At 43.6% G+C, this 20,636-nt stretch carries 20 protein-coding genes; 17 read left to right on the top strand and 3 right to left on the bottom strand.

Going from position 1 to position 20,636, the window contains the following annotated elements; all coding sequences use genetic code 11:
- The first annotated feature begins 104 nt into the window (after positions 1-104).
- Together DQQ10_RS07125 and DQQ10_RS07120 are read left to right on the top strand one after the other, a co-directional pair.
- Positions 105-473: a hypothetical protein gene (locus DQQ10_RS07125; RefSeq protein WP_112746124.1), complete on the top strand. Its 369-nt coding sequence runs from the start codon at positions 105-107 to the stop codon at positions 471-473.
- A gap of 64 nt (positions 474-537) precedes the next feature.
- Positions 538-1,053 (top strand): hypothetical protein, encoded by a 516-nt coding sequence (locus DQQ10_RS07120; protein WP_112746123.1) that lies wholly within the window; start codon positions 538-540, stop codon positions 1,051-1,053.
- Here the strand turns inward: DQQ10_RS07120 and DQQ10_RS07115 are convergent.
- Positions 1,050-1,268: a hypothetical protein gene (locus tag DQQ10_RS07115; RefSeq protein WP_112746122.1), complete on the bottom strand. Its 219-nt coding sequence runs from the start codon at positions 1,266-1,268 to the stop codon at positions 1,050-1,052. The two genes, DQQ10_RS07120 and DQQ10_RS07115, sit on opposite strands and share 4 nt — an antisense overlap.
- 89 nt (positions 1,269-1,357) lie before the next feature.
- On the opposite strand from DQQ10_RS07115, the gene DQQ10_RS07110 reads away from it, so the two are divergent.
- The 4 genes from DQQ10_RS07110 to DQQ10_RS07095 all read left to right on the top strand — a co-directional run bounded on the left by DQQ10_RS07110 (position 1,358) and on the right by DQQ10_RS07095 (position 3,224).
- Complete coding sequence (locus DQQ10_RS07110; protein ID WP_133259570.1) at positions 1,358-1,576, top strand: discoidin domain-containing protein; 219 nt, start codon at positions 1,358-1,360, stop codon at positions 1,574-1,576.
- A gap of 44 nt (positions 1,577-1,620) precedes the next feature.
- Entirely contained in the window at positions 1,621-1,995 is a 375-nt protein-coding gene (locus DQQ10_RS07105) for a T9SS type A sorting domain-containing protein (protein WP_112746120.1), read from the top strand.
- Positions 1,996-2,275: 280 nt separating this feature from the next.
- On the top strand, positions 2,276-2,776 hold the full coding sequence (locus tag DQQ10_RS07100) for an SRPBCC family protein (RefSeq protein WP_112746255.1): 501 nt from the start codon (positions 2,276-2,278) through the stop codon (positions 2,774-2,776).
- A gap of 4 nt (positions 2,777-2,780) precedes the next feature.
- Positions 2,781-3,224 (top strand): SRPBCC family protein, encoded by a 444-nt coding sequence (locus DQQ10_RS07095; protein WP_112746119.1) that lies wholly within the window; start codon positions 2,781-2,783, stop codon positions 3,222-3,224.
- Between the two features lie 19 nt (positions 3,225-3,243).
- On the opposite strand, the gene DQQ10_RS07090 is transcribed toward DQQ10_RS07095, so the two are convergent.
- Positions 3,244-3,816 carry a hypothetical protein gene (locus DQQ10_RS07090; protein WP_133259569.1) on the bottom strand — a complete coding sequence of 191 codons (573 nt, stop codon included), beginning with the start codon at positions 3,814-3,816 and terminating at the stop codon, positions 3,244-3,246.
- 149 nt (positions 3,817-3,965) lie between these two features.
- Here DQQ10_RS07090 and DQQ10_RS07085 point away from each other — a divergent pair, with 149 nt between their 5' ends.
- The 3 genes from DQQ10_RS07085 to DQQ10_RS07075 all read left to right on the top strand — a co-directional run bounded on the left by DQQ10_RS07085 (position 3,966) and on the right by DQQ10_RS07075 (position 6,763).
- The gene (locus DQQ10_RS07085) at positions 3,966-4,889 is read left to right on the top strand and encodes an NAD(P)/FAD-dependent oxidoreductase (protein ID WP_245970313.1); all 924 of its coding nucleotides are present in this window, start codon (positions 3,966-3,968) and stop codon (positions 4,887-4,889) included.
- 101 nt (positions 4,890-4,990) lie between these two features.
- The gene (locus DQQ10_RS07080) at positions 4,991-5,830 is read left to right on the top strand and encodes a hypothetical protein (RefSeq protein ID WP_112746117.1); all 840 of its coding nucleotides are present in this window, start codon (positions 4,991-4,993) and stop codon (positions 5,828-5,830) included.
- Between the two features lie 117 nt (positions 5,831-5,947).
- Positions 5,948-6,763, top strand: coding sequence for a helix-turn-helix domain-containing protein (locus DQQ10_RS07075; RefSeq protein ID WP_112746116.1), 816 nt, complete (start codon positions 5,948-5,950; stop codon positions 6,761-6,763).
- An 86-nt stretch (positions 6,764-6,849) separates the two neighbouring features.
- Here the strand turns inward: DQQ10_RS07075 and DQQ10_RS07070 are convergent, their stop codons facing one another.
- The gene (locus tag DQQ10_RS07070) at positions 6,850-8,760 is read right to left on the bottom strand and encodes a DUF4859 domain-containing protein (protein ID WP_112746115.1); all 1,911 of its coding nucleotides are present in this window, start codon (positions 8,758-8,760) and stop codon (positions 6,850-6,852) included.
- A 220-nt stretch (positions 8,761-8,980) separates the two neighbouring features.
- On the opposite strand from DQQ10_RS07070, the gene DQQ10_RS07065 reads away from it, so the two are divergent.
- From DQQ10_RS07065 to DQQ10_RS07030, 8 genes are all read left to right on the top strand, one after another.
- Positions 8,981-12,124 carry a SusC/RagA family TonB-linked outer membrane protein gene (locus DQQ10_RS07065; RefSeq protein ID WP_165823825.1) on the top strand — a complete coding sequence of 1,048 codons (3,144 nt, stop codon included), beginning with the start codon at positions 8,981-8,983 and terminating at the stop codon, positions 12,122-12,124.
- A gap of 24 nt (positions 12,125-12,148) precedes the next feature.
- Complete coding sequence (locus tag DQQ10_RS07060; RefSeq protein ID WP_112746113.1) at positions 12,149-13,642, top strand: RagB/SusD family nutrient uptake outer membrane protein; 1,494 nt, start codon at positions 12,149-12,151, stop codon at positions 13,640-13,642.
- An 18-nt stretch (positions 13,643-13,660) separates the two neighbouring features.
- A complete protein-coding gene (locus tag DQQ10_RS07055) occupies positions 13,661-14,251 on the top strand; it encodes a hypothetical protein (protein WP_133259568.1) in 591 nt (196 codons plus the stop codon).
- Positions 14,252-14,261: 10 nt separating this feature from the next.
- Positions 14,262-15,266: a DUF5007 domain-containing protein gene (locus DQQ10_RS07050; RefSeq protein ID WP_165823824.1), complete on the top strand. Its 1,005-nt coding sequence runs from the start codon at positions 14,262-14,264 to the stop codon at positions 15,264-15,266.
- Between the two features lie 402 nt (positions 15,267-15,668).
- A complete protein-coding gene (locus DQQ10_RS07045; protein WP_112746110.1) occupies positions 15,669-16,358 on the top strand; it encodes an NUDIX hydrolase in 690 nt (229 codons plus the stop codon).
- A 260-nt stretch (positions 16,359-16,618) separates the two neighbouring features.
- Positions 16,619-18,058: an APC family permease gene (locus DQQ10_RS07040; protein ID WP_112746109.1), complete on the top strand. Its 1,440-nt coding sequence runs from the start codon at positions 16,619-16,621 to the stop codon at positions 18,056-18,058.
- 156 nt (positions 18,059-18,214) lie between these two features.
- A complete protein-coding gene (locus DQQ10_RS07035; RefSeq protein ID WP_112746253.1) occupies positions 18,215-19,150 on the top strand; it encodes a dihydrodipicolinate synthase family protein in 936 nt (311 codons plus the stop codon).
- Positions 19,150-20,634, top strand: coding sequence for an aldehyde dehydrogenase (NADP(+)) (locus tag DQQ10_RS07030; protein WP_112746108.1), 1,485 nt, complete (start codon positions 19,150-19,152; stop codon positions 20,632-20,634). The genes DQQ10_RS07035 and DQQ10_RS07030 overlap by 1 nt, the downstream gene beginning before the upstream one ends.
- The last annotated feature ends 2 nt before the right edge of the window (positions 20,635-20,636 follow it).

Raw genomic sequence — 20,636 nt, 5'->3', positions numbered from 1 at the left:
GGTTATCATTCTCAGATATTGGATACGATTTTTTTGTATTTTAGATAGTGCTTTATGGCGCATTGAAATCGTGAATTTGAGTTGTCACAATAAATAGTGCACTTATGAAAACTAAACATTTGATTATTTCAGGGACGGTAATTTTAATGATGGTGATGTTGGTGTTAATTGTTTGCCCTGTTCCGAGCGATAGCGAGGTAAGTTGTTTACAAGCCAGTGGGATTGTTAGCGATGTATACGAGGAGGGTACGCACGATATCGCGTTTAAACTTGATGGGCTCGATAAAACTTTTTACATCAACCGTGGATTGGAACGCGGGCTCGAGTTGAAAACATTAAAAGATGCATTGCTGAACAAGACAGTGTTAATAAAATATCCGAAGTACTGGACGCCACTTGACCCGACGAACTCGTTGCGCCATATTGCCAAGCTCGAGTATGATGGGAAAGTCGTTTTCACTGAAATTGATTGAGCACCGGCTGCAACCTGATAAATATCTCTTTACGAGTAAACTGAAATCAAGATTTTTGATTTAGATGAATGTAGTTTTTCACGCAACGGCAGCCATGGGTATTGTAGTTTTGATTACGGATACCCAACGACTCGGAAATAAACCGACTTTAACAAATGTTACTCCCACAGCACTATTTGCATTTACGATAGGCGTCGTTTCGCATGGTGCTCTTGATTTTATCCCGCACTGTTATCCGGTCAATTCAAAGGTAGATGTGATCACTGGCCTCGCGATGATCTTGTTCTCAACCTGGATTGTTCATTCATATTACCGCCCAATTGTGGGGCTCACGTGTCTCGGGGCGATTCTGCCTGATGTAGTAGACTTAGGTCCAAAAATAATCGACAAGCAATTAAACCTTGGTTTACAGCTTCCAGGTAATATTTTTCCTTGGCATTGGCATACCTACTCGGGGTCTCTTTACAACGGCGAATGTGCTGTTTCTTCATTGAACCATCTTCTGTTATTCGTAACAGTTGGAATGATTTTTTGGGCGCGCCGGACTGATGTGAAAGTGATGCTGCGGCACGGAGATTAGGTCACCACTTCCCATTTGCTGCTCGTACTCACCCGATATTGAAGGCCATTACTCATTTCATGGTGTGTGGTTCCATCAGTTTGTTCGCGTCGCTGCTTTTCGTACACCCTGACGCCGCCATTCTCGCGTGTTAAAAATGTAATCAGAGCATTCATCGTCGGCGCAATATCCGACAGATCTTGATGCTCACCTTCTCTTACAAATGCACTGCTCATAATATTTGAAGTTGTATCCTTATAAACATAACCATTCAAATTTATATGCCACGCTTGAGAAAAACGTAAGCATACCGAAAAATTCGGCCATGCGGGTAGACGCAACATTGTTTGAATCCACCGCGGCCTCTACGGAGGAGAGTGTAGATTATAACGCAAGTATGTTGAATGATGGAGATCTGACCACACGGTGGCGTAGCGCGTATGCAGATAATCAGGTTGTAGAAGTTGATTTGGGAGCGTTGAAAACATTTACGCGGATTAAATTAGCTTGGGAGGAAGCCTACGGAAAATCATACGACATCTAACGATCGTATCGAGTGGACCACACTGCACACAGGAAATAGTGGTAATGGGGCGAAGATGTGATAGACGTAAACCTCAGCGAAGCGAGTATATTCAATTGATTTGTAAAAAAAGAGCCACAACCGACGGATTTTCTTTGTCGGAATTAGCGGTATACAACTTGAGCACTACACGCAACGAAGACGTTCTCGTGAATCAAATTCGGCTTTATCCTAATCCTACGCTTGCGGCATTTAACATTGATATTCCAGCTTCGTTTATTGTGGAAGGTGTAACAATGACTGATATGAAGGGCGCAGGGGATGTTAAACGATCTCATTCGGGACTTGTCGTAAACGTCGGGCAACGCGCTCCTGGAATATATCTACTTCAAATAAAATCAAAAGACCTTGTCGTTGTGAAGAACGCGGTGCTGGAGTAGACACTACGCCGACTACTCATTCAATGCGATCTCTATGAGGGATCGCATTTTCTTTACCACCAATTGCGTGGGCTTACCGAACCATTTGTCTAAATCTACCCTGAAGAATGTCCATTATCGCCCTGGTGCAGGAACTGTTTGACGAGTAAGTTTGTGTATCATCAAAAGCGTTGTTGCAATGAAAATGAAAAGAGAAACGATATTACTATTCGCGTTCGCATTCGCTGTCATTTACGGGCCATGTGCAGCGCAAAAAAATCAACTTACTAAAACAAATGTTATGGAAACAAAAACATCGGACTTCACATCAACGATTCTCGTCAATGAAACACCAGAGACTGTGTTTAATGCGATTAACAACGTGAGCGGGTGGTGGTCGGAAGAGATTGAAGGTGTTACCAATAAACAAAATGGAGAATTTCTGTATCACTATAAAGATGTGCATATCTGTAAACTTAAAGTAGTCGCGTTGGTGGCAAATACAAAGGTGGTATGGCTCGTGCTCGACAATCATTTTAGTTTTACAAAAGATAAAAAGGAGTGGAAAGGCACGACGATCAATTTTGAGATTAAGAAGGTAGGCAAACAAACGGAGTTAAGATTCACGCATGTTGGGTTGTCGCCGGCATATGAATGTTATACAATCTGCGAGGAGGCGTGGACCAAATACATTCAAGAAAGTTTATACGGTCTTATCACTACGGGTGAGGGAATGCCCAACGCTAAGGAAGGTGGATTTAATCAAGAACTTGTTGAAAAGCATTTAACACCATCAAACTAGTGTCATGAAAAAAGATTATCAGACTGTTTTAACTGTTGACGTCACGCCAGCAGAAGCGTACGATGGAATTCGTAACGTGACCAAATGGTGGACAAAACGCCTCGAGGGGAATTCGCATGCCTTGAACGACGAGTTCACGGTTCGTTTTTTTGACGATGTTCATGTGTCGACACAGCGCATTGTGGAACTTGTGCCAAACAAGAAAGTAGTTTGGCTTGTAACCCATAGTAAACTCAATTTTGTTGATAAAGAGAACGAGTGGAACAATACAAAAGTTGTTTTTGAAATTGAACGTGTTCGCGATAAAACGAAAGTAAAGATTACACACGAGGGGTTAAATTCGAGCGTAGCATGTTTTGAAGATTGCAGTGCTGGGTGGAACCACTATCTGGGAGGAAGCCTTAATGCCCTGTTGACGACAGGAGTTGGCAAGCCTGAAACAAAATAAATCTTGGAGGGAGCGAAGTTTAGCTGAGCTCCTGCAATTTCTTTTCGGCGTCGATCGCCTTGGGAATAAGGTTTTTTAATAACGGAAGCATTGCCGATTTCTTTTCTAGAAATTTCCAATCGTTTGATTCAGGATCGAAAATGCAATACGATTGGTTCGTGACATGTGCGGTAATCGTATTATTCAGGCGATCAGTAGAAACATTGTCTTCGCCATACTTGGCCATGAGAATCTTGTCCGTGAAATCAAGGGCTGACATATTTTGCGCCTCATCTTCATCATCGCCAGATTCAGCAGGGCGCGTGTCAGGTGGGCAATGGATTGATATCTGAAAGGAATAATCCAAGAGCCCGTAAGTCTCTTTGTCTGATTGGAGAATTGGTTTTACACTTTTCACGATAAGTTCCGATAACATCGTTGTCGTGTCTCCGGTATTCGCTTTCTTCATACCGTCGACCATTTCTTTTTTGCCGATGAAGTTGAACAAGGGCGCGTATACAAAACCGAGTGCTTTTTCATACTCATTATTCATGAGATGCTCAAAATACTCAGTGAATTTGGCGGTGATGGTTGTTTTGTCAAATGGAGTCATGATGTTAAGAGTTAGATAACGATAGTCGAACGCCACTTTTCAACGATATCAAGATAAAATAATATTATTTGAACTTCAAGTCATTGTTTTCTGTTAGGTGACCGAACGCTTGCACGCCGATGTGTAACCGAATCTTTCGATCGAATTTCATGAAGATAGAAAAAATGAACCACCAGAAAAACTTTGATGTAATTGTTGTTGGCGGAAGCTATGCTGGGCTTGCTGCTGGTATGGCGCTGGGAAGATCCCTCCGTAATACGTTAATTATCGATGCGGGTAAGCCCTGTAATCGTCAAACACCACATTCGCATAATTTCATAACCCACGATGGGCGTCCTCCGAAGGAGATTGCGATACTCGCGAAGCAGCAGGTTGAAAAATATGAACGCGTTAAATTCTTTGATGGATTCGCGGTTGATGCGCAAAAAAAAGATAACGGATTTCAAGTAACAACCGACTCCGGTGATGTATTTAGCGCGACGAAATTGATATTTACCACGGGGATAAAAGATATTTTACCTGCGATCGATGGCTTTGCGGAATGTTGGGGCATTACCGTGATACACTGCCCGTATTGCCATGGTTATGAAGTACGCGATGAACGTACAGGGATTTTTGCTAATGGCGATGCAGCTTTTGAATTCGGTTCGTTTATTTCCAATTGGACAAAAGACCTCACGGTTTTTACCAACGGTAAGTCGACGCTAACAGCTGAGCAAACTGCAAAGCTATTATCACGGAATATAGCCGTTGTCGAAACAGAGTTTGCGCGACTCGAACACGACAAGGGGCAACTGAAGCACATTGTGTTTAAAGATGGTTCGACCTTCAGCTTAAAGGCAATGTATGCCCGTACTACTTTCGAACAACACAGCGCAATTCCACAACAATTGGGATGTGAAATGACAGAGGACGGCTATATTAAAATTGATCCAATTCAGAAGACGAGCGTGGCCGGTGTATTTGCGGCGGGTGACAACACGACGCGTATGCGCACCGTTGCAAATGCTGTGTCGACGGGCGCTATCGCCGGTATGATGGCCAATAAGGATTTTATCCTGGAGTCTTTCTAGGTCTTAAGTATCAACGCGGCGAGGAAGTCGTTTTTTTACTATCAGTCGATGGCCTAACCATCGACTTTTGGTGAGAAAGAACGATAACCATGAATACCCGGATGCGAAAAATAATTCTGCAGGCTTGCTTGATTGCCGTGTGGATACCTGCTTGTAAAGATGACGATGATAAGAAAGCTGAACCCCCGGCTTGTCGAATAACGGTTGAACGCAGTAATATGATGTACGATCCTGTGCGGTGGGAATATGAGTATGATGACAAAGGCAATCCGTCACGTATCAGGATGTTTAACGAACGTTTTAATTTTGTGGTATACGCCGTTGATGTGTATTACGATGGCGTGATTCGAACAGATGCAGACGTCGTAAATCCGAAGACTATCTTGAAGACGTCTTACGATGCCGATATCTTCCGCGCGCGTCCGTCAAAAGCAAATCTCTCCATTACCATTGGCAGTCACGAGCAGGTGAACTGGAAAACATTTTTCTTTTTTTACGATAGCAAAGGTCGTGTGATTAAAATCGGAGAACAGACTGATCATCTTCCTGACGATTACGAGTGGGATCTCGACATCACGTACAATGACGACGATAACGTGACCATGTTAAAATATGAATGGACTACTGGCCCGCGTGATCCCATTGCACCAACCACTGTTGCAGCGTATGACGATCACCCAACGCCTTATGCAGGAGTCAATAGCTGGAAATTTTTGACGGCTTATTTTTCATGGGACAATTATGATCCCGAGCCCATCTTAACAGCCTTGAGTCGTAATAATCCGCTAGATTATAAATTCGGCGTTGGCGAGTCTACTTTCGAAAGAAAGATGGCGTACGAATACAACGAGCATGGTTTTCCTACAAAGCGACTCATCACAAATAAGAATACACAAGGGGAAATTCATTATGAACAGACCTTTCAGTATGATTGTCCGTGATGAGTTGCTTTGAACGAAGCGGAGAGCAATCACTTAGCCTCTGGTAATGCAGTCTGACCGGAATTCATTGATCAACGAGCGCTGGTGCAGTATCTTAACGTTCCAAGCGTTGTCGTAATGAATACTTTCAATGTTTCCTTTCAGCGTCATTTACCGTCGGTCATGTTGAAGGACGTTGTCGATGAATATACCTATCGTGAGATCACGTTTCACGATGCCGGTGTAATCAAGAAGGATATGCCTTGTCGCCACGTCAACTCCATCGATTTTTTCATCGGCAAGCAATACGAGACAACAGATATTGCAACACAGGAAGTTTTACCTTTTGTAAGGAGTACTATTCGCGGCCCGCGATTGCAAAGGAAATACACGATTACCATCGATCAACATTTCGTTTGTTTTAGTATTCGATTTAAGCCCACGGGAATATTTAGATTGTTTGGTATACCGATGGTTAATTTTGTTGACGATGCAATTAATGCGGAAGAAGTTTTACCTGTCGATTTTCGCGTTATCAATGACAAGCTTTCGGATGCGCGTGATCTAGCGTCGTGCGTTGCTATTGTTGAGCCTTTCCTCATTGAACTCCTTCGCGATGCCGATGTGTCAGTATCGCCTTACGCTGCGGTGTTGGCCGCGGAGATCAATCATCTGCGCTTGAACAAGATGACTGACTTTTATGCGGCAATTCCACAATCGACACGACAGATTGAAAGAACATTCAAGAATGAGGTTGGGGTATCACCGAAAACTTATTTCAATCTTCTGCGGTTTGAAAATGTACTGCGTGCAAAGGTTAAAGTTCCAAATGAGAAATGGAGTACGATTGCCTACGACCTTCACTATTTCGATCAAATGCATCTTGTTCGTGATTTTCGTAAATTCTTGGGAATCGTACCAAGTGTATTTGACGCTGCGTCACTTGCGCTGTAGTTAGATGGGGCCGAGTAAGTAAGGCCTCCTGTGGTAAAGCAAGAGCACGCAACCACTACGCGCTCTTTATGTTTGTGGATGATAGCTTATTCGATCGTGATGTTGAAGGTGAATGTTGCTTGTACTGTTTTTCCTGGAGCGTGTTCGTAAACCAAAGCTTGTTTGATAGTGAATTTATCTCCTGAAGCGCATTGCTTTGGAAACTGTCCAATTGAAAACGAGGTGTTTTGTCGATTGAATTCTGAATAGACCTTTGCTGTATTTCCCCACGCGACGATATTTCCGTCCGCACCAAACCAATGTCCATCGCCAGTGGCAGTATTGTTGGGGTTGAGTGTTCCGTTGCTTTCAACGCCATAAAATTTTATTGTTCCGCCGATGTTACTCGTGATCTCAGAAGGCTGTAATACGAAAGCTTTCGCTAACGTGGTGAGTTGGTCGCCTAACGAGACCGACTTGCCGAAATACACGCTGCTGCTAAATGGAAATTTCACGTCGAACACAAACGACTCATCTTTTGGAATCTCCGTTCCGTCGAAGCTGACATTGCCAAATAAATTTGTGTTAGAAAACTTCACGGCATAAGGCCATTGATCGTCGTTGTCAATTTTGTCGTCCCAAGGATGTGCCGCGTAGGTAGTTGGTGCACCGGTAACGATTAGCCAGAGTTTGTCGCAACCTTCAGGTACCGTAAAGGTTGCTGTGCCTTGTGTGCCCTTTTGCATATTGCTATAAACGCGTGTGCCATTTTGAAGAAGTGCTACATATCCAAAACGCCATCCTGCGCGCGATGGAGTGTCTACAGTATTAAAACCTTCGGTGTTCACTTTTCCTGTGAGCTGTGTTGAAACGACAGTTCCCGCCGAAGGAACATTTAATCGAACAACGTTGTAACCTGTCGTTCCTGGACAGCGATCATAGGCAATGATGTAACTTCCATCTTGAAGCGACGTGAACTTGGTCGTTAGCGCGCCAATTCGTTCCGCACCATTTTGGCGAAGTGCGTCTAGGTCCCACGTTGCGAATTTTGCCGCAGCATCGTAGATCTCATCGTTAAACTGTTCAACGTTTATGCCGGTGATGCGCATGTAAGCTTGCATCGGATCTTCCGGTTCTTTCGCTTGGCGCCATATCTTGCTGATAATGTCGCGGCCATGCTTCTTCGCCCAATATTCATGGATGAAGTAGCTTCCGTAGCGATGATTTTCATGGCAGATATGACGAAAGTAATTATTGGCGTATTCATTGAAACCGAAATCAGAAAACATTTCGGCGGGATAACTTTGGAAAGCTTGCCACTGTGCAGTTTGTTCCCAAAAAGTATTTCCACCATTTCCGCCGAAACCATAACGAAATCCAGAAGTGCCGAGATCGCAGAATACCTGGTATTGAAAAGAGTGACCTATCTCGTGACCGATTACAGAACCGACGGGTTTGCACGTGCCAGGATTTACCCACAATGCACCAATCATGTTATCGTATCCAGCGCCTACAGCGAGCCACTCATCTTGATAGAAGAGGAAGATCATCATTTTATATTTGTCAAGTTTTGATTTTCCACTTCCTGTCTCGGCAAATTTTAGTTCCGTTACGTTAAGTGTGTAGAAGGCTTCTGCTTTCGCAAGCAGGTCATCGATATCGACACGATACTTCTCAGGTACTTTATCCGAGCTTGGTGAATCGGCATGGTTTGCATATTTGGCGTCCCAGAAAACGATGAAGTGAGCTGATTGCTTACTGCGGCCGTAGTACCATTTGCTAGAGCTCTTATAGAAGTCGTTAGACTTTAATTCTTCAGGAATGTAGATTTTGGAGACATCAATCTCTGATGGGTTAACCACGTCAACCGTGTCGTCATCGTCGTTTTGTATTACCGGCGTGGGTTCATTACTCCCGCAAGCCACGAGAGCAAACGATAACAGACAAATTGAAAGCAGAAAAAGTGTAAGCGATTGAAGTGATCGCCTCTGATCATTGATTGTTTTTGTGGATATCATATCTCTACTATTATAAGTATGTATAAAAGTAGGGAGTGTGTGTGTGCTGTAGTTTCATATCGATTATCAGTAACTAGTATTATTTTAACTGCTGCATACCGCGAACATAGAACAGGACAAAATAGTACAACGTTGTGATAAGATCTTGCGAATAGCGCGTAGGTGAGATGGCTACATTTAGTTATTGTTTACCAAACACTAACCTCAAATTAAAATGCCTATGCGTAAGAACGCTACTCTTTTTCATCGACGATTGATGCCCGCGCTATTGTTGATGCTAATTTCTCAATTCGCGGTGGCGCAGACAGCAATTTCGGGAAGCGTAAAAGACGACGCTGGAAATGCGCTGCCAGGTGTAAGTGTCTTTATTAAAGGAACAACAGTTGGTACCACCTCCGATGCTGATGGGAAATTTACGCTTACGGTTCCATCAAGTGATGCTACGATTGTTTTCAGCTTTATCGGTTTTTCTCCACAAGAGATCGTTGTTGGTAACACGACGAGTTTCAATATAGATATGAAACCCGATGTTGCGTTGTTGAAAGAGGTGGTGGCGATTGGATATCAAAACATTGAGCGTGAATTATCAACGGCGTCGATTGCAACGGTGCGGGCAAAGGATATTGAGAATATTCCTGTGCCAAGCGCGAACCTCGCGTTGCAAGGTAAAGTAGCAGGGCTAACCATATTGGCGTCTTCAGGAGAGCCTGGCGCGGTGAACTCGGTGACGATACGCGGTAGCAGTAACCTTGCACAACCCGGTGCTAACGCAAGAACCTTTCCGCTATACGTAGTGGACAATGTGATCTTTGATATGAACGAAATCGGTTCGTCGGCAACAGGTACCGATCCGATTTCAATGATCAACCCAAATGATATTGAGTCAATCGATGTTTTGAAAGATGCCTCTGCGTCGGCGATCTATGGCTCGCGTGCCGCCAATGGTGTTATTATCATTAAGACCAAACGCCCTAAGCTCGGTGCACCACAAATCAGATTGAATATGTATGGCGGTGTGAGTACGAAGCCACAAATGATGCCGGTCTACACAGGGGCCGCAGAGCGTCGCTACAAGATGGATTTGATTAAAGACTTCGCTGTCCGTGATGTGAATTTTTATGAAGGAATGACACCGACACTAACGGATAGTCTTAATGCGGCATTCAATAACAACACCGATTGGCAGGGATTGTTCTTACAAGATGCTAAACTTTTTAATATCGATTTTTCAATTGCGCAATATTTACAGAAAAGCTCCTATAGAATTGCATTGAATCATTACAGCGAAGAAGGTACATTGATCAATACGGGATTCAAGCGCTATCAGGCGACGATAAATCTTGGTGCTGATCCAACGGAACGTCTACACCTTGATCTCACCTTGATTGGTTCTTTCTCTGATCGTAAAAGAGGAAATGGACTCGAAGATAAGTATCCATTCGCACCATGGAATTTTCCTTCATCTTTTTGGGGATTATCGGCTGCTGATGTCGGCGTGTATACTGGAAGTTACAAGGAAGTGACGGATAAGAATAACGACGTGTTTTTGTCGGCAAACGTGAGGTCGGATCTTCGCTTATTTGATTTTCTACATTGGAATGTAAATGCCAGCGGTTTTGGTACACAAAGTAGAAGGGATTTTGCACAGTCGGCAAAGATCAGTGCGTCTGGAACGCCAGAAGCATATCTGAATCAAGATGGCTCATCAAACTGGGAGATTGAACAATATTTCAGTGCTGATAAAAGATTGGGGAAACACAACTTCAGCGCAATCCTTGGATCAAGTGCAAAGCTTTTTCAATCTAATCGAACTTACTTCAGGGCAACGCACCTTGCATCAGACTACTATAAGACATTGCAGAACTTGAACAATCAATTCATCGATCCGAATTCGAGCACGTATAAATCTGATTATTCTCGCGCTTCTATTTTTGGTCGTGTGTCTTATGATTATGAAGGGAAATATCTTTTCTCCGCGAACTACAGACGAGATGGTACATCAAGGTATTCGAATAATAATCAATGGATAAGTTTCCCTTCGGTTTCGGTGGGATGGATTGCATCGAAAGAAGCGTTTTGGCCGGAAGCATTTAAAGTTTCTTTCTTCAAAGTGCGCGGTAGTTATGGAAAGACAGGCTATGACCCCGGTGATCCATACTCGGCGTATCGAAAACTTACTTCATACTCAACAGGGTGGTGGCAACATCTTGAAGGGTATGGTATCACAACCTATGGTGGTAGTCCGATGATGTTTTCTGATTACAACAGTCCTGCATCCGGTCCTAGTTTGAGTTGGCAAACGGATCCACAATGGAATATCGGATTTGATGCTCAAATTCTTGATGGCAGATTTGGCGTTACCATCGACTGGTATCACCGCGAGTCTCGTGATCTTCCGATGGGTGTAATGCTTCCGGCTACGACAGGATATACGACTGGCTTACGCAATGTTGCTTCCGTATTAAATCAAGGTGTTGAGATTACATTGAATACAAACAATCTACCCGCGCGTTTCCCTGTTAGTTGGCAGACGAATTTTACATTGGCAATCAACAACAATTCGATCCTTGATCTTCCGAATGGTGGACGAACATTTAAAGCAGGTGATCCATGGCTTCAATACGTGTTAACGAAAGGACGTCCAATCTATGAATACAGTGTTTGGCAAGTTGATAAGATCTATGATTCGAATGAAGAGGTGCCAGTAAATCCGCTGACAGGTCAAAGAATGCGTTGGGGATGGGAAGGTGGTCCGTTCTTTGGTGCTGGTGATCCCGCGCGAAGAGACTTGAATGGTGACTACATCATTAATGACTTGGATAAGATGACTGTTGGAAATCCTCATCCGAAATATGCTGGTGGATTTAACAACACATTCCAGTATAAAAATTTCACGCTCGGCGTATATGCTTATTTTGTTTACGGTCGGAAGTTGTGGAATGGATTCTTCTCCGATAAATTTAATGGGTCGCCAAACTATTATTCTGATTGGGGACCGCGTTCAGGTCCAGCCTCGAATTTTAAGAATCTAAATTATTGGACAGGTCCAGAAGGAGATCCTGAGTTTCCGGCGATCCTTGGTCCGAACAATGTCGACAAGTATCACATCTCGAATTCGTACTTCATCGATAATGGATCATTCTTTCGCTTGAAGAATATTCAATTGGGATACAACTTCTCACCGGGCATTTTGCGCAAGTTGCATTTACAGAATTTGAAGATCTACGGTATCGTCGAAAACATCTGGCTTTGGCACGAGGCGCGACTTCCAGATCCGGAAGTCGGCGATCCATCAGGCTATACGCGCGGCGATCGTTATCCATTGCCGCATAAGTTTACACTTGGATTGGACATCAGTCTGTAAGTCACCATTACAATTGCAATTCGTATGAAAAAAATATTTAAATCATTTGTTGCTGCGATCATCATGGTGATGGTTGTTAGCTGCGACGATTTTCTCGACCGTCAGCCACAAAGCGTTGCTGTCGATGAAAAATTCTGGGCAACGGAGACAGAAGCAGAAGCGGGTCTACAAGGCGGATATTCATTGCTCAGAGAAGCATTGGGTAACGTGATGGCATATTGGGCCTATGGCGATATTCCGACCGATGAGTTTTCAGATGTCGCTGGCTATGACTATGAACCTGTTCGGCAATATAATTTGGCGCTGTCGATCCCTGCCGCAGAAGTGTGGCGCCCGATGAAACGCTATCGCGATTGGACATTCTTCTATCGTGTGATCGATCAATCAAATAGAGCGATAGAACGCATTGCCCAGATTCCGGACAACAAGTTTACCCGCAGTGATAAGAATCATTTGATTGGTGAGGCATACTTTCTTAGAGCGTTCACATATTTCTATATGACGCGCATTTGGGGCGAAGTGCCGCTGATCGTCGAAGCGTATAATGATCCGCTCACGGCATCGTTCTACGTTGCGCGTTCGACGGAACAAGAAGTGCATACACAAATTGGTGCCGACATAGACAAAGCTATTGAGTTGCTGACGGAAGAAAGGCGAGGGCGTGCTGGTTCTCGTGCCAATAGAGCAGTAGCGTATGCGTTGAAGGCACACTTCGAAGCGTGGAAGGGTAACTATGAGAACGTGATCACCGCGCTTAACAGCTTTGAACAGGAAGGATCAAACTACGGATACGGCCCGCGCGACGAGCAACGTTTCCTCGACCGATACTGGCTTGGTAATACTGTTGACAATGTATTCTTTATTCCGAAATTAAAAGAAGACAACGAATGGGGAAGCCGATGGGGTGGTGGTATTGATTCAGAGATCGGAAATAATACAGGTGTGTGGGTAGGTGATGATCGTTATCATGTGGATCCTAAAGAGGCACCGTCATGGCAAGTGAACAAAACACGATTAGCGTCGCTTTACACGGAAGAAGATGCTCGCTATAAATACGGATTTAAATTTACGGAAGAGACTTTTAATTTTCCGGTCGTGATGAAGTATCTGAACTTCACGGTAGGGAATGAACCATGGGTGTCGCGTTACTCTTACGTCATCAATATTTTTCGTTACACCGAACTAAGATTGCTCAAAGCGGAAGCACTTGCTGCGATTGGCGATGGTAGCGCTGAAACGATTTTAAATGAAGTGCGCAGTGCTAACGACCTTGATTCATGGGATGGTGTTGGCTCGCTTTATGAGGCGGTGATGGAAGAGCGCGCCCGCGAATTGTTTTTAGAAGGTCACCGCTTTTATGATATGGTTCGAATGGCGAAACATAAGAACGTGTTTAAGTTCAATAACATGTCGCCTGAAGATTTTAATGCAGGTAAATATTTCTGGCCTGTAGATCCTACGTTATTCATTAACAATACTGCTCTTAAGCAAACAACTTTCTGGAGTAGCGAGCTTTAATTGATTAAATATTAAGATATGAAAAAGTATATAGCGTATATAGTCTCATGTTTAGTTGTAGCTCTTTGCATGAGCTGTGACTATGAATATCTTACCGACGGTGGTAAGCACGATCCGCGCGTGGATATGACAACCTACGATTTTCTGGCGAGTCATTCTTGGCAATACTTTGATACTTTGGTTATGCTGATCGATCATCATAATATGAAGGAGGAAGTGAACGCCGCTGGAACATTTTTGGTAGTAACGGATTATAGTTTTAGAAAGTACATGCGGTTTAATTGGACACTCGATTCGTTAAAGAAATACGTTACCGCCGATACCCTGCGTAATTATCTTTTTGATGATCCGATATTAATGGAAGATTTAAGCAAAATCGGAGACAATGAAATTACTAGTGAGTCTGGATTGGAATATAATTTTGAATTAATCGAACAAGTGGATAACGCTTACACGGAATGGACAAATGAGCCCGTGTACCGACTTTCAATTAACAGAATGATAAATGAGATAGAAGTAAAAAACTATGTTCAGTCGTCGAATATTCAGACGAATACAGGCGTCGTGCATGCTATGGCCAATACCCACATTTTTAATTATGGATTTTAAGAGCAACATCATGAAAAGGATAAAATACATTTCATTAACATTTCTGTTCAGTGCGTTGTTGTTTCTCAATGCTTGCGAGCCTGATGAGCAAGGGTTTATCAGCGATCTGATCACGTATTCTCAAAACCCCTTCAATGTCACCCAAGGAAGCGTAGCGCTCTCAAATGCAATTGTGTCCGATGGCTCTACGTTGCCGTTGCGTGTAAAGCTTTTAGAAATTCGCAATAAGCAAACGGGTGAAGTTGCTACGGAACTGATGAAAGAGTTTAACACAACAGTATATACCAGTCAGATTACACAGCGCGATACAACGTTTGAATTGGTACAATCAAAGATTGAAAAGAGAAGCTGGCCAGTGTTTAAGATTAATGAAGAAGGAGGTCAACTGCAATTTTCGCCTGAAACGGTGAACGTGCCGGTTGGTGAGTATACGTTTGATGTAGAGGTTTCTAACGACTCGGGTTCGAAAGTGTTCAAAGATATTTGTACGATAAGAATTCTTACAGGCAATCCAGTGCCGAACATCGCGGCGCAGGTGGTTACGTATGCGACGAAGAAAGATGAAGAGGGAAATACGAAGACGGTGATCGACTATCCCGGATTTAGCGTGAGTAGTACGCGTGCCGAATCATCTGAGAATACCATCATGTTTAAATTTGTTGATAAAGACGATGAAGCGATTGATCCAATAAAGTTTGGATTCCGGGAGCTTATCCGTGAGCAAGCAAATGATTACAAATTCAGTGACGCAACGCCATGGCTAGGTGGCAAACCGAAATCAGTGACAAGCGAAGGTGTTACCTATACCTTTCCGTTGGGTCCTTTTCCCTATAATTGGATTTCTGGCGGAAAGGCTTTCAGATTTGCCTACATTCCATCAGGTAGTGCGGCTACCGAGTTCTTGGATAAGAATGGCGTGAATGCATTCGACGTGAAAATATATACCGACAGTTTTAAGATTAAGCGAGAAGGGGCATATGTATTTACAGTGAAATGTCTCACCATTGATATTTGAGACTGCGTAATTCGTAAACAAAAAAGGGGTGCAAAAGCATCCCTTTTTTATTTCAAATCCTCTTTCGATGGAAGTATTTATAGAAAGAGCGGACTCGACCAATCACAAGCCCGCTCCATTCTCAAGCTCAGGTCACGCAATTTTAAACCCAAATAAAATTGATGATCGTGAGCGCTATCCAAACCAATAACAATTGTAAAGAGAGTAAATTCTGCATTGGCGATTTAAACGGCGATAGTCATTTTGTAATACTATTTTATCAGGTGCTTATCGCAATCGTGATTATGTATTTTGTAAATGGGTTAAGATAGCATTAGTTAGGAGTAATTTTTATCAAATACCGGCGTGAAGAAGCTTGTACGTTTGTAAAAACAGGTTGTTTGTGAATTCAAAAGGAAATTTATGGCGGCAGATTCTTATCATCAGACTTCTAAAATTCAAATAGCGGTAGACTGTATCATCTTTGGATTTGATGGCGCAGCGTTAAAAGTGTTGCTAATTAAACGTGGTTTCGAACCGGAGTTCGGTAAGTGGTCGTTGATGGGAGGATTCTTAATGAAGAATGAGACGGCGGAAGATGCTGCCAATCGTGTTCTTCACTTTTTAACTGGACTGAAAGATGTGTACATGGAGCAGCTTCATACGTTCAGTGCACTTAACCGCGATTGCGCAGCACGGGTGATCTCGATCGCATACTTCGCTTTGATCGATATCAATGAATATAGTGAGCAAATGCAACGCGACCATGAAGCAAAATGGTTTCCGATCGATGATGTTCCTGGATTAATTTTCGATCACAATTTGATGATTGCCAAAGCGCGCGACTTGCTTCGCATGAAAGTGGCGAGTCATCCACTTGGGTTTGAGTTGCTGCCGGAGAAATTTACAATTCCGCAGCTGCGCATTCTCTATGAAAGTATTTACGCGACAACACTAGACAAACGGAACTTCCAAAAGAAAATACTTTCGCTGGGGATTCTGCATCGCTTGGATGAGAAGGAAAAGGAGTCTTCGAAGAAGGGCGCATTTCTTTATGTTTTTGATCATGTGAAATATAATCGTTTGCAATCTGGCGAACTGAAATTTATTTGAGCCACGCGCAAGAGGGTGGTAATATTCGTGACAATGGGGATCCTCATTCTTTCACGGGTGCAATCGTGTTCGTTGTTCGTAATTTTTTTAAGGAAATCGCCCAGCGGCTTTAGCTGTTAATAATTTCAATCAAAATACATCGCATCGTTTTTCCATTTCATACAATGGGGAAAATTGTATTAGAGCTGGGTAACTTTTACAAGGGCATAAATTGCCTATGATTTTAAATTTAAAAAATACTCAACCTTTACCGCTACGTGATGGAAAACACCACTTCTGAATTTAAGCAAAACATTGGGCTGTTAGATGCCACGATGGTTGTTGCAGGCTCGATGATCGGATCAGGAATTTTTATTGTCAGCTCCGAAATATCGAGAAGCGTTGGTGGTGCTGGGCTTCTACTGCTGATGTGGATTCTCGCCGGTGTGATAACCATTATCGCAGCGATGAGCTATGGCGAACTCTCCGCCATGTTTCCCAAAGCAGGTGGAATGTATGTTTACCTTCGAGAGGCCTTCGGTCCATTGGTGGGATTTCTATATGGCTGGACTTTCTTCACCATCATTCAAACTGGAACGATTGCTGCCGTGGGCGTTGCCTTTGCAAAGTTTACTTCGTATTTAATTCCCGCAGTGGGCGAAGATAAAATCATCTTTGATCTCGGTTTTTTCTCTATCGCGGCATCGCAGTTGCTAGCCATCGCCATCATCATCTTGTTGACATATGTGAATTCAAGAGGCGTAAAGAATGGTGTCATTGTGCAAACGACGCTGACGGTAATAAAACTTGTTTCCATCCTTGGGTTAATTGCTTTTGGTTTCTTGTGGGGTGCAGACGCTGCTGTATGGGATGCGAATTGGATCAACGCTTGGAAATTATCAAACTTAGTGAAGTCCGACAGTGGTGTCGAAAGCGTGACGCTTGCAGGCCTTACGGCGTTTGGCTCCATTGCCATTGCCATGAAGGGCTCTTTGTTTTCTTGTGACTCTTGGCATAATATTTCTTTCATCGCCGGTGAAGTTAAAAATCCCAAACGGAACATTGGCCTCAGTTTACTGTTGGGAACTATTCTCGTGACAACGGTATACCTACTGGCCAATTTGATGTATTTGGCTGTTGTTCCAATGTCCGACATCGCATTTGCAAAAAGTGATCGGGTAGGCGTTGTGGCTGCTGAAATGATTTTCGGAGGTTGGGGAACAATCGTGATTGCGTTGATGATCATGATCTCAACGTTTGGCTGTAACAATGGATTGATCATGGCCGGTGCGCGCGTGTACTATACGATGGCCAAGGATAAACTATTCTTTCGCAGTGCGGGTGAATTGAACAGACATGCCGTACCCGGTTATAGTCTTTGGCTTCAATGTGCGTGGGCCTCCGTACTGTGCCTTACCGGAAAATATAATGAGCTGTTGGCATTGGTAATTTTTGGGGTGCTGATATTTTACACGCTCACTATTCTAGGTGTTTTTATTCTTCGTCGCACACGCCCCGATATTCCTCGTCCATACAAAGCATTTGGTTATCCCATCTTACCGGCCATTTACATTGTTGTCGCGAGTGGATTGGCACTGTTGCTGTTGCTCTTCGAAACAAGTTTCACTTTGCCGGGCTTAGCCATAATCCTGCTGGGTATTCCCTTGTATTACATTCTGTTGCGACGTAATAACGCGGTGTTGAATGTGGCGCGAGAATGACCTAACCGCAACTTGTATCGATACTTAATATTCATTCTATTCACCTTAAAAGCTCGAATAAGGAATATTTAGTATCAGTAACTGATAATTAAAGTATAACCCCGACTAAAGGGGACTTCATAAATTTGTATCACGAAACTTAAATTTTTGAACATGATAACTTGGAAGGGCGTGTTTCCTGCAGTAACGACAAAGTTTACTCCAGACGATAAACTTGATTTAAAAGCATTTGAGAAAAACTTGGAGGTACAGCTCGAAGCTGGCGTTAATGGAATAATCATAGGAGGAACTCTGGGCGAGTCTAGCGTATTGTCGGCAAAGGAAAAGGAGGAGCTACTGAATTTTACGCTCGAAAAAGTTAATGGCAGGGTTCCCGTGGTGTTGAATATCGCAGAAGGCGCTACGCGTGATGCCGTGAAGATTGCAGAATCTGCGCAGAAGAATGGTATCAACGGACTGATGTTGCTTCCACCGATGCGCTACAAGTCTGATCATCGCGAGACCGTTACGTATTTCAAGTCTATTGCAAACGCAACGGATTTGCAGATTATGATTTACAATAATCCGGTTGACTATAAAGTAGATGTCACGCTTGATATGTTCGAAGAACTCGTGTCTTGTAAAAATATTGATGCCGTTAAAGAATCTACGCGTGATGTCGTGAATGTGACAAGAATGATTAACCGCTTCGGGGATCGCTTCAGCATTATGAGTGGTGTAGATACGTTGGCAATGGAAAGCCTTCTCGTGGGCGCTAAAGGTTGGGTTGCAGGATTAGTATGCGCGTTTCCACATGAGACCGTGGCGATTTATAATTTAGTGCAAGAAGGAAAAATTAAAGAGGCCGTTGAAATTAATAGATGGTTCATGCCATTGCTTGAACTAGATACTTTCAGTAAACTCGTTCAATATATTAAACTTGCTGAGGCTGAAGTAGGATTGGGAACAGAAACGGTGCGTCCGCCGCGATTAGTATTGACAGGAGAAGAGCGTGAGCAAGTGTTGAAGGTGATTCGTGATGCTGTGGCCAATCGTCCATCGGTATCTCAATACTTGAAGCGTAAGCAGCAAGGTGTAGTGGAAGTAAGATAATGAAATTGAATAGTATAGATCAGGTGCTGCAAAATGCAGCGCAAGCATTTGAAATTTATAAGCGGGTCGACGCGAAAGTGCGATCTAAAATTCTCCGTACGATTGCCGATGAGATTGACGCCACCGCGGATGCTTTGGTCGTCACAGCAACACAAGAAAGTAACTTGCAGGAAGCGCGCATTAAAGGTGAGATCGGTCGTACGACGGGGCAATTGCGATCGTTCGCGAATTTACTCGATGATGGGCAATGGGTACAGGCGACAATCGATGTCGGCGATGAAAATCGTAAACCATTGCCGAAGCCCGATCTGCGCAAAATGAATTTTCCGATTGGCCCTATTGTGGTGTTCGGTGCAAGTAATTTTCCGCTCGCATTTTCTACAGCGGGGGGCGATACAGCATCGGCGTTGGCTGCAGGGTGTACCGTTATCGTGAAGAGTCATCCAGCGCACCCGCGTACATCGATCCTAGTGGCAAACGCGATTGCAAAGAGTATTGCCACTACCAACATGCCAACCAATGTTTTTCAGCACATTGAAGACTCGAGTATAGAAGTTGGTCAGCAACTGGTAGCCCATCCGTTGACAAAAGGTGTAGCGTTTACCGGATCTTTTCAAGGTGGAAAATCTTTGTTCGATTTGGCAGCGAAAAGAAAAGAACCTATTCCTGTTTTTGCGGAGATGGGAAGTATCAATCCCGTGGTGGTCTTGCCGAGTGCCGTGAAAGAAAATAAACTTTTACCTGAAACACTTGCGGCCTCGGTACTACAAGGTGTGGGACAGTTTTGTACTAACCCCGGATTGCTGATTACAGTTGCGTGTGAAGGGATCGATGATTTTGTAGCGACCCTCGCATCAACGATAGCAAAAAGCACGCCTGCAAAAATGCTTCACAGCGGAATAGCGTCACATTATCACAAAGGTAAGTCGCATTTGCTTGCGCAAGCCGGTGTAACAACATTGGCAACAGTCGAGGAAGTAGATATTGAAACAACAGGAGCTCCCGCGTTGGCTGTTGTTAGTGCAGATCATTTCATTCAAAACCCGACGTTGTCTGAAGAAGTGTTCGGGCCATTTTCTTTGGTCGTAAAATGCGCAAACGCAACGGAAGTTCTGCAAGTGATACAAAGCCTGCCAGGACAGTTAACGGCATCCTTGTTTGGATCTTCGTTGGATGTTGAAAGTCATCATGCGTTGGTCGATGCGTTACATCAACGATGTGGTCGACTCATTTTCAACGGCGTGCCTACTGGCGTTGAGGTATGCAAAGCTATGCATCACGGAGGGCCGTTTCCCGCGACAACCGACGCACGCTTTACATCTGTGGGGAATGATGCAATCTATCGGTTTGTTCGTCCCATTAGTTTTCAAAATGCGCCCGCAGCAATATTACCTGCTGAATTAAAAGATGAAAACCCATTGAATATCTTACGATGTGTCAATAACCAATGGACTACTGAGAAAATCGTAATAACGAAAGGATAGGC

Source organism: Pseudochryseolinea flava, from assembly GCF_003286915.1.
Classification (GTDB): domain Bacteria; phylum Bacteroidota; class Bacteroidia; order Cytophagales; family Cyclobacteriaceae; genus Ohtaekwangia; species Ohtaekwangia flava.
The sequence above is the reverse complement of the archived record's forward strand: the minus strand, read 5'-3'. Positions and strand labels throughout refer to the sequence as shown.

Bases quoted from the DNA above. Each gene is read 5' to 3' on its own strand.
- DQQ10_RS07115 (WP_112746122.1), bottom strand. From the start codon at position 1,268: ATGAGCAGTGCATTTGTAAGAGAAGGTGAGCATCAAGATCTGTCGGAT.
- DQQ10_RS07045 (WP_112746110.1), top strand. From the start codon at position 15,669: ATGGCGGCAGATTCTTATCATCAGACTTCTAAAATTCAAATAGCGGTA.
- DQQ10_RS07100 (WP_112746255.1), top strand. From the start codon at position 2,276: ATGGAAACAAAAACATCGGACTTCACATCAACGATTCTCGTCAATGAA.
- DQQ10_RS07050 (WP_165823824.1), top strand. From the start codon at position 14,262: ATGAAAAGGATAAAATACATTTCATTAACATTTCTGTTCAGTGCGTTG.
- DQQ10_RS07055 (WP_133259568.1), top strand. From the start codon at position 13,661: ATGAAAAAGTATATAGCGTATATAGTCTCATGTTTAGTTGTAGCTCTT.
- DQQ10_RS07075 (WP_112746116.1), top strand. From the start codon at position 5,948: ATGAATACTTTCAATGTTTCCTTTCAGCGTCATTTACCGTCGGTCATG.
- DQQ10_RS07030 (WP_112746108.1), top strand. From the start codon at position 19,150: ATGAAATTGAATAGTATAGATCAGGTGCTGCAAAATGCAGCGCAAGCA.
- DQQ10_RS07070 (WP_112746115.1), bottom strand. From the start codon at position 8,760: ATGATATCCACAAAAACAATCAATGATCAGAGGCGATCACTTCAATCG.
- DQQ10_RS07110 (WP_133259570.1), top strand. From the start codon at position 1,358: ATGCGGGTAGACGCAACATTGTTTGAATCCACCGCGGCCTCTACGGAG.
- DQQ10_RS07085 (WP_245970313.1), top strand. From the start codon at position 3,966: ATGAAGATAGAAAAAATGAACCACCAGAAAAACTTTGATGTAATTGTT.
- DQQ10_RS07120 (WP_112746123.1), top strand. From the start codon at position 538: ATGAATGTAGTTTTTCACGCAACGGCAGCCATGGGTATTGTAGTTTTG.
- DQQ10_RS07105 (WP_112746120.1), top strand. From the start codon at position 1,621: ATGGGGCGAAGATGTGATAGACGTAAACCTCAGCGAAGCGAGTATATT.
- DQQ10_RS07125 (WP_112746124.1), top strand. From the start codon at position 105: ATGAAAACTAAACATTTGATTATTTCAGGGACGGTAATTTTAATGATG.
- DQQ10_RS07065 (WP_165823825.1), top strand. From the start codon at position 8,981: ATGCGTAAGAACGCTACTCTTTTTCATCGACGATTGATGCCCGCGCTA.
- DQQ10_RS07040 (WP_112746109.1), top strand. From the start codon at position 16,619: ATGGAAAACACCACTTCTGAATTTAAGCAAAACATTGGGCTGTTAGAT.
- DQQ10_RS07080 (WP_112746117.1), top strand. From the start codon at position 4,991: ATGCGAAAAATAATTCTGCAGGCTTGCTTGATTGCCGTGTGGATACCT.
- DQQ10_RS07090 (WP_133259569.1), bottom strand. From the start codon at position 3,816: ATGACTCCATTTGACAAAACAACCATCACCGCCAAATTCACTGAGTAT.
- DQQ10_RS07060 (WP_112746113.1), top strand. From the start codon at position 12,149: ATGAAAAAAATATTTAAATCATTTGTTGCTGCGATCATCATGGTGATG.
- DQQ10_RS07095 (WP_112746119.1), top strand. From the start codon at position 2,781: ATGAAAAAAGATTATCAGACTGTTTTAACTGTTGACGTCACGCCAGCA.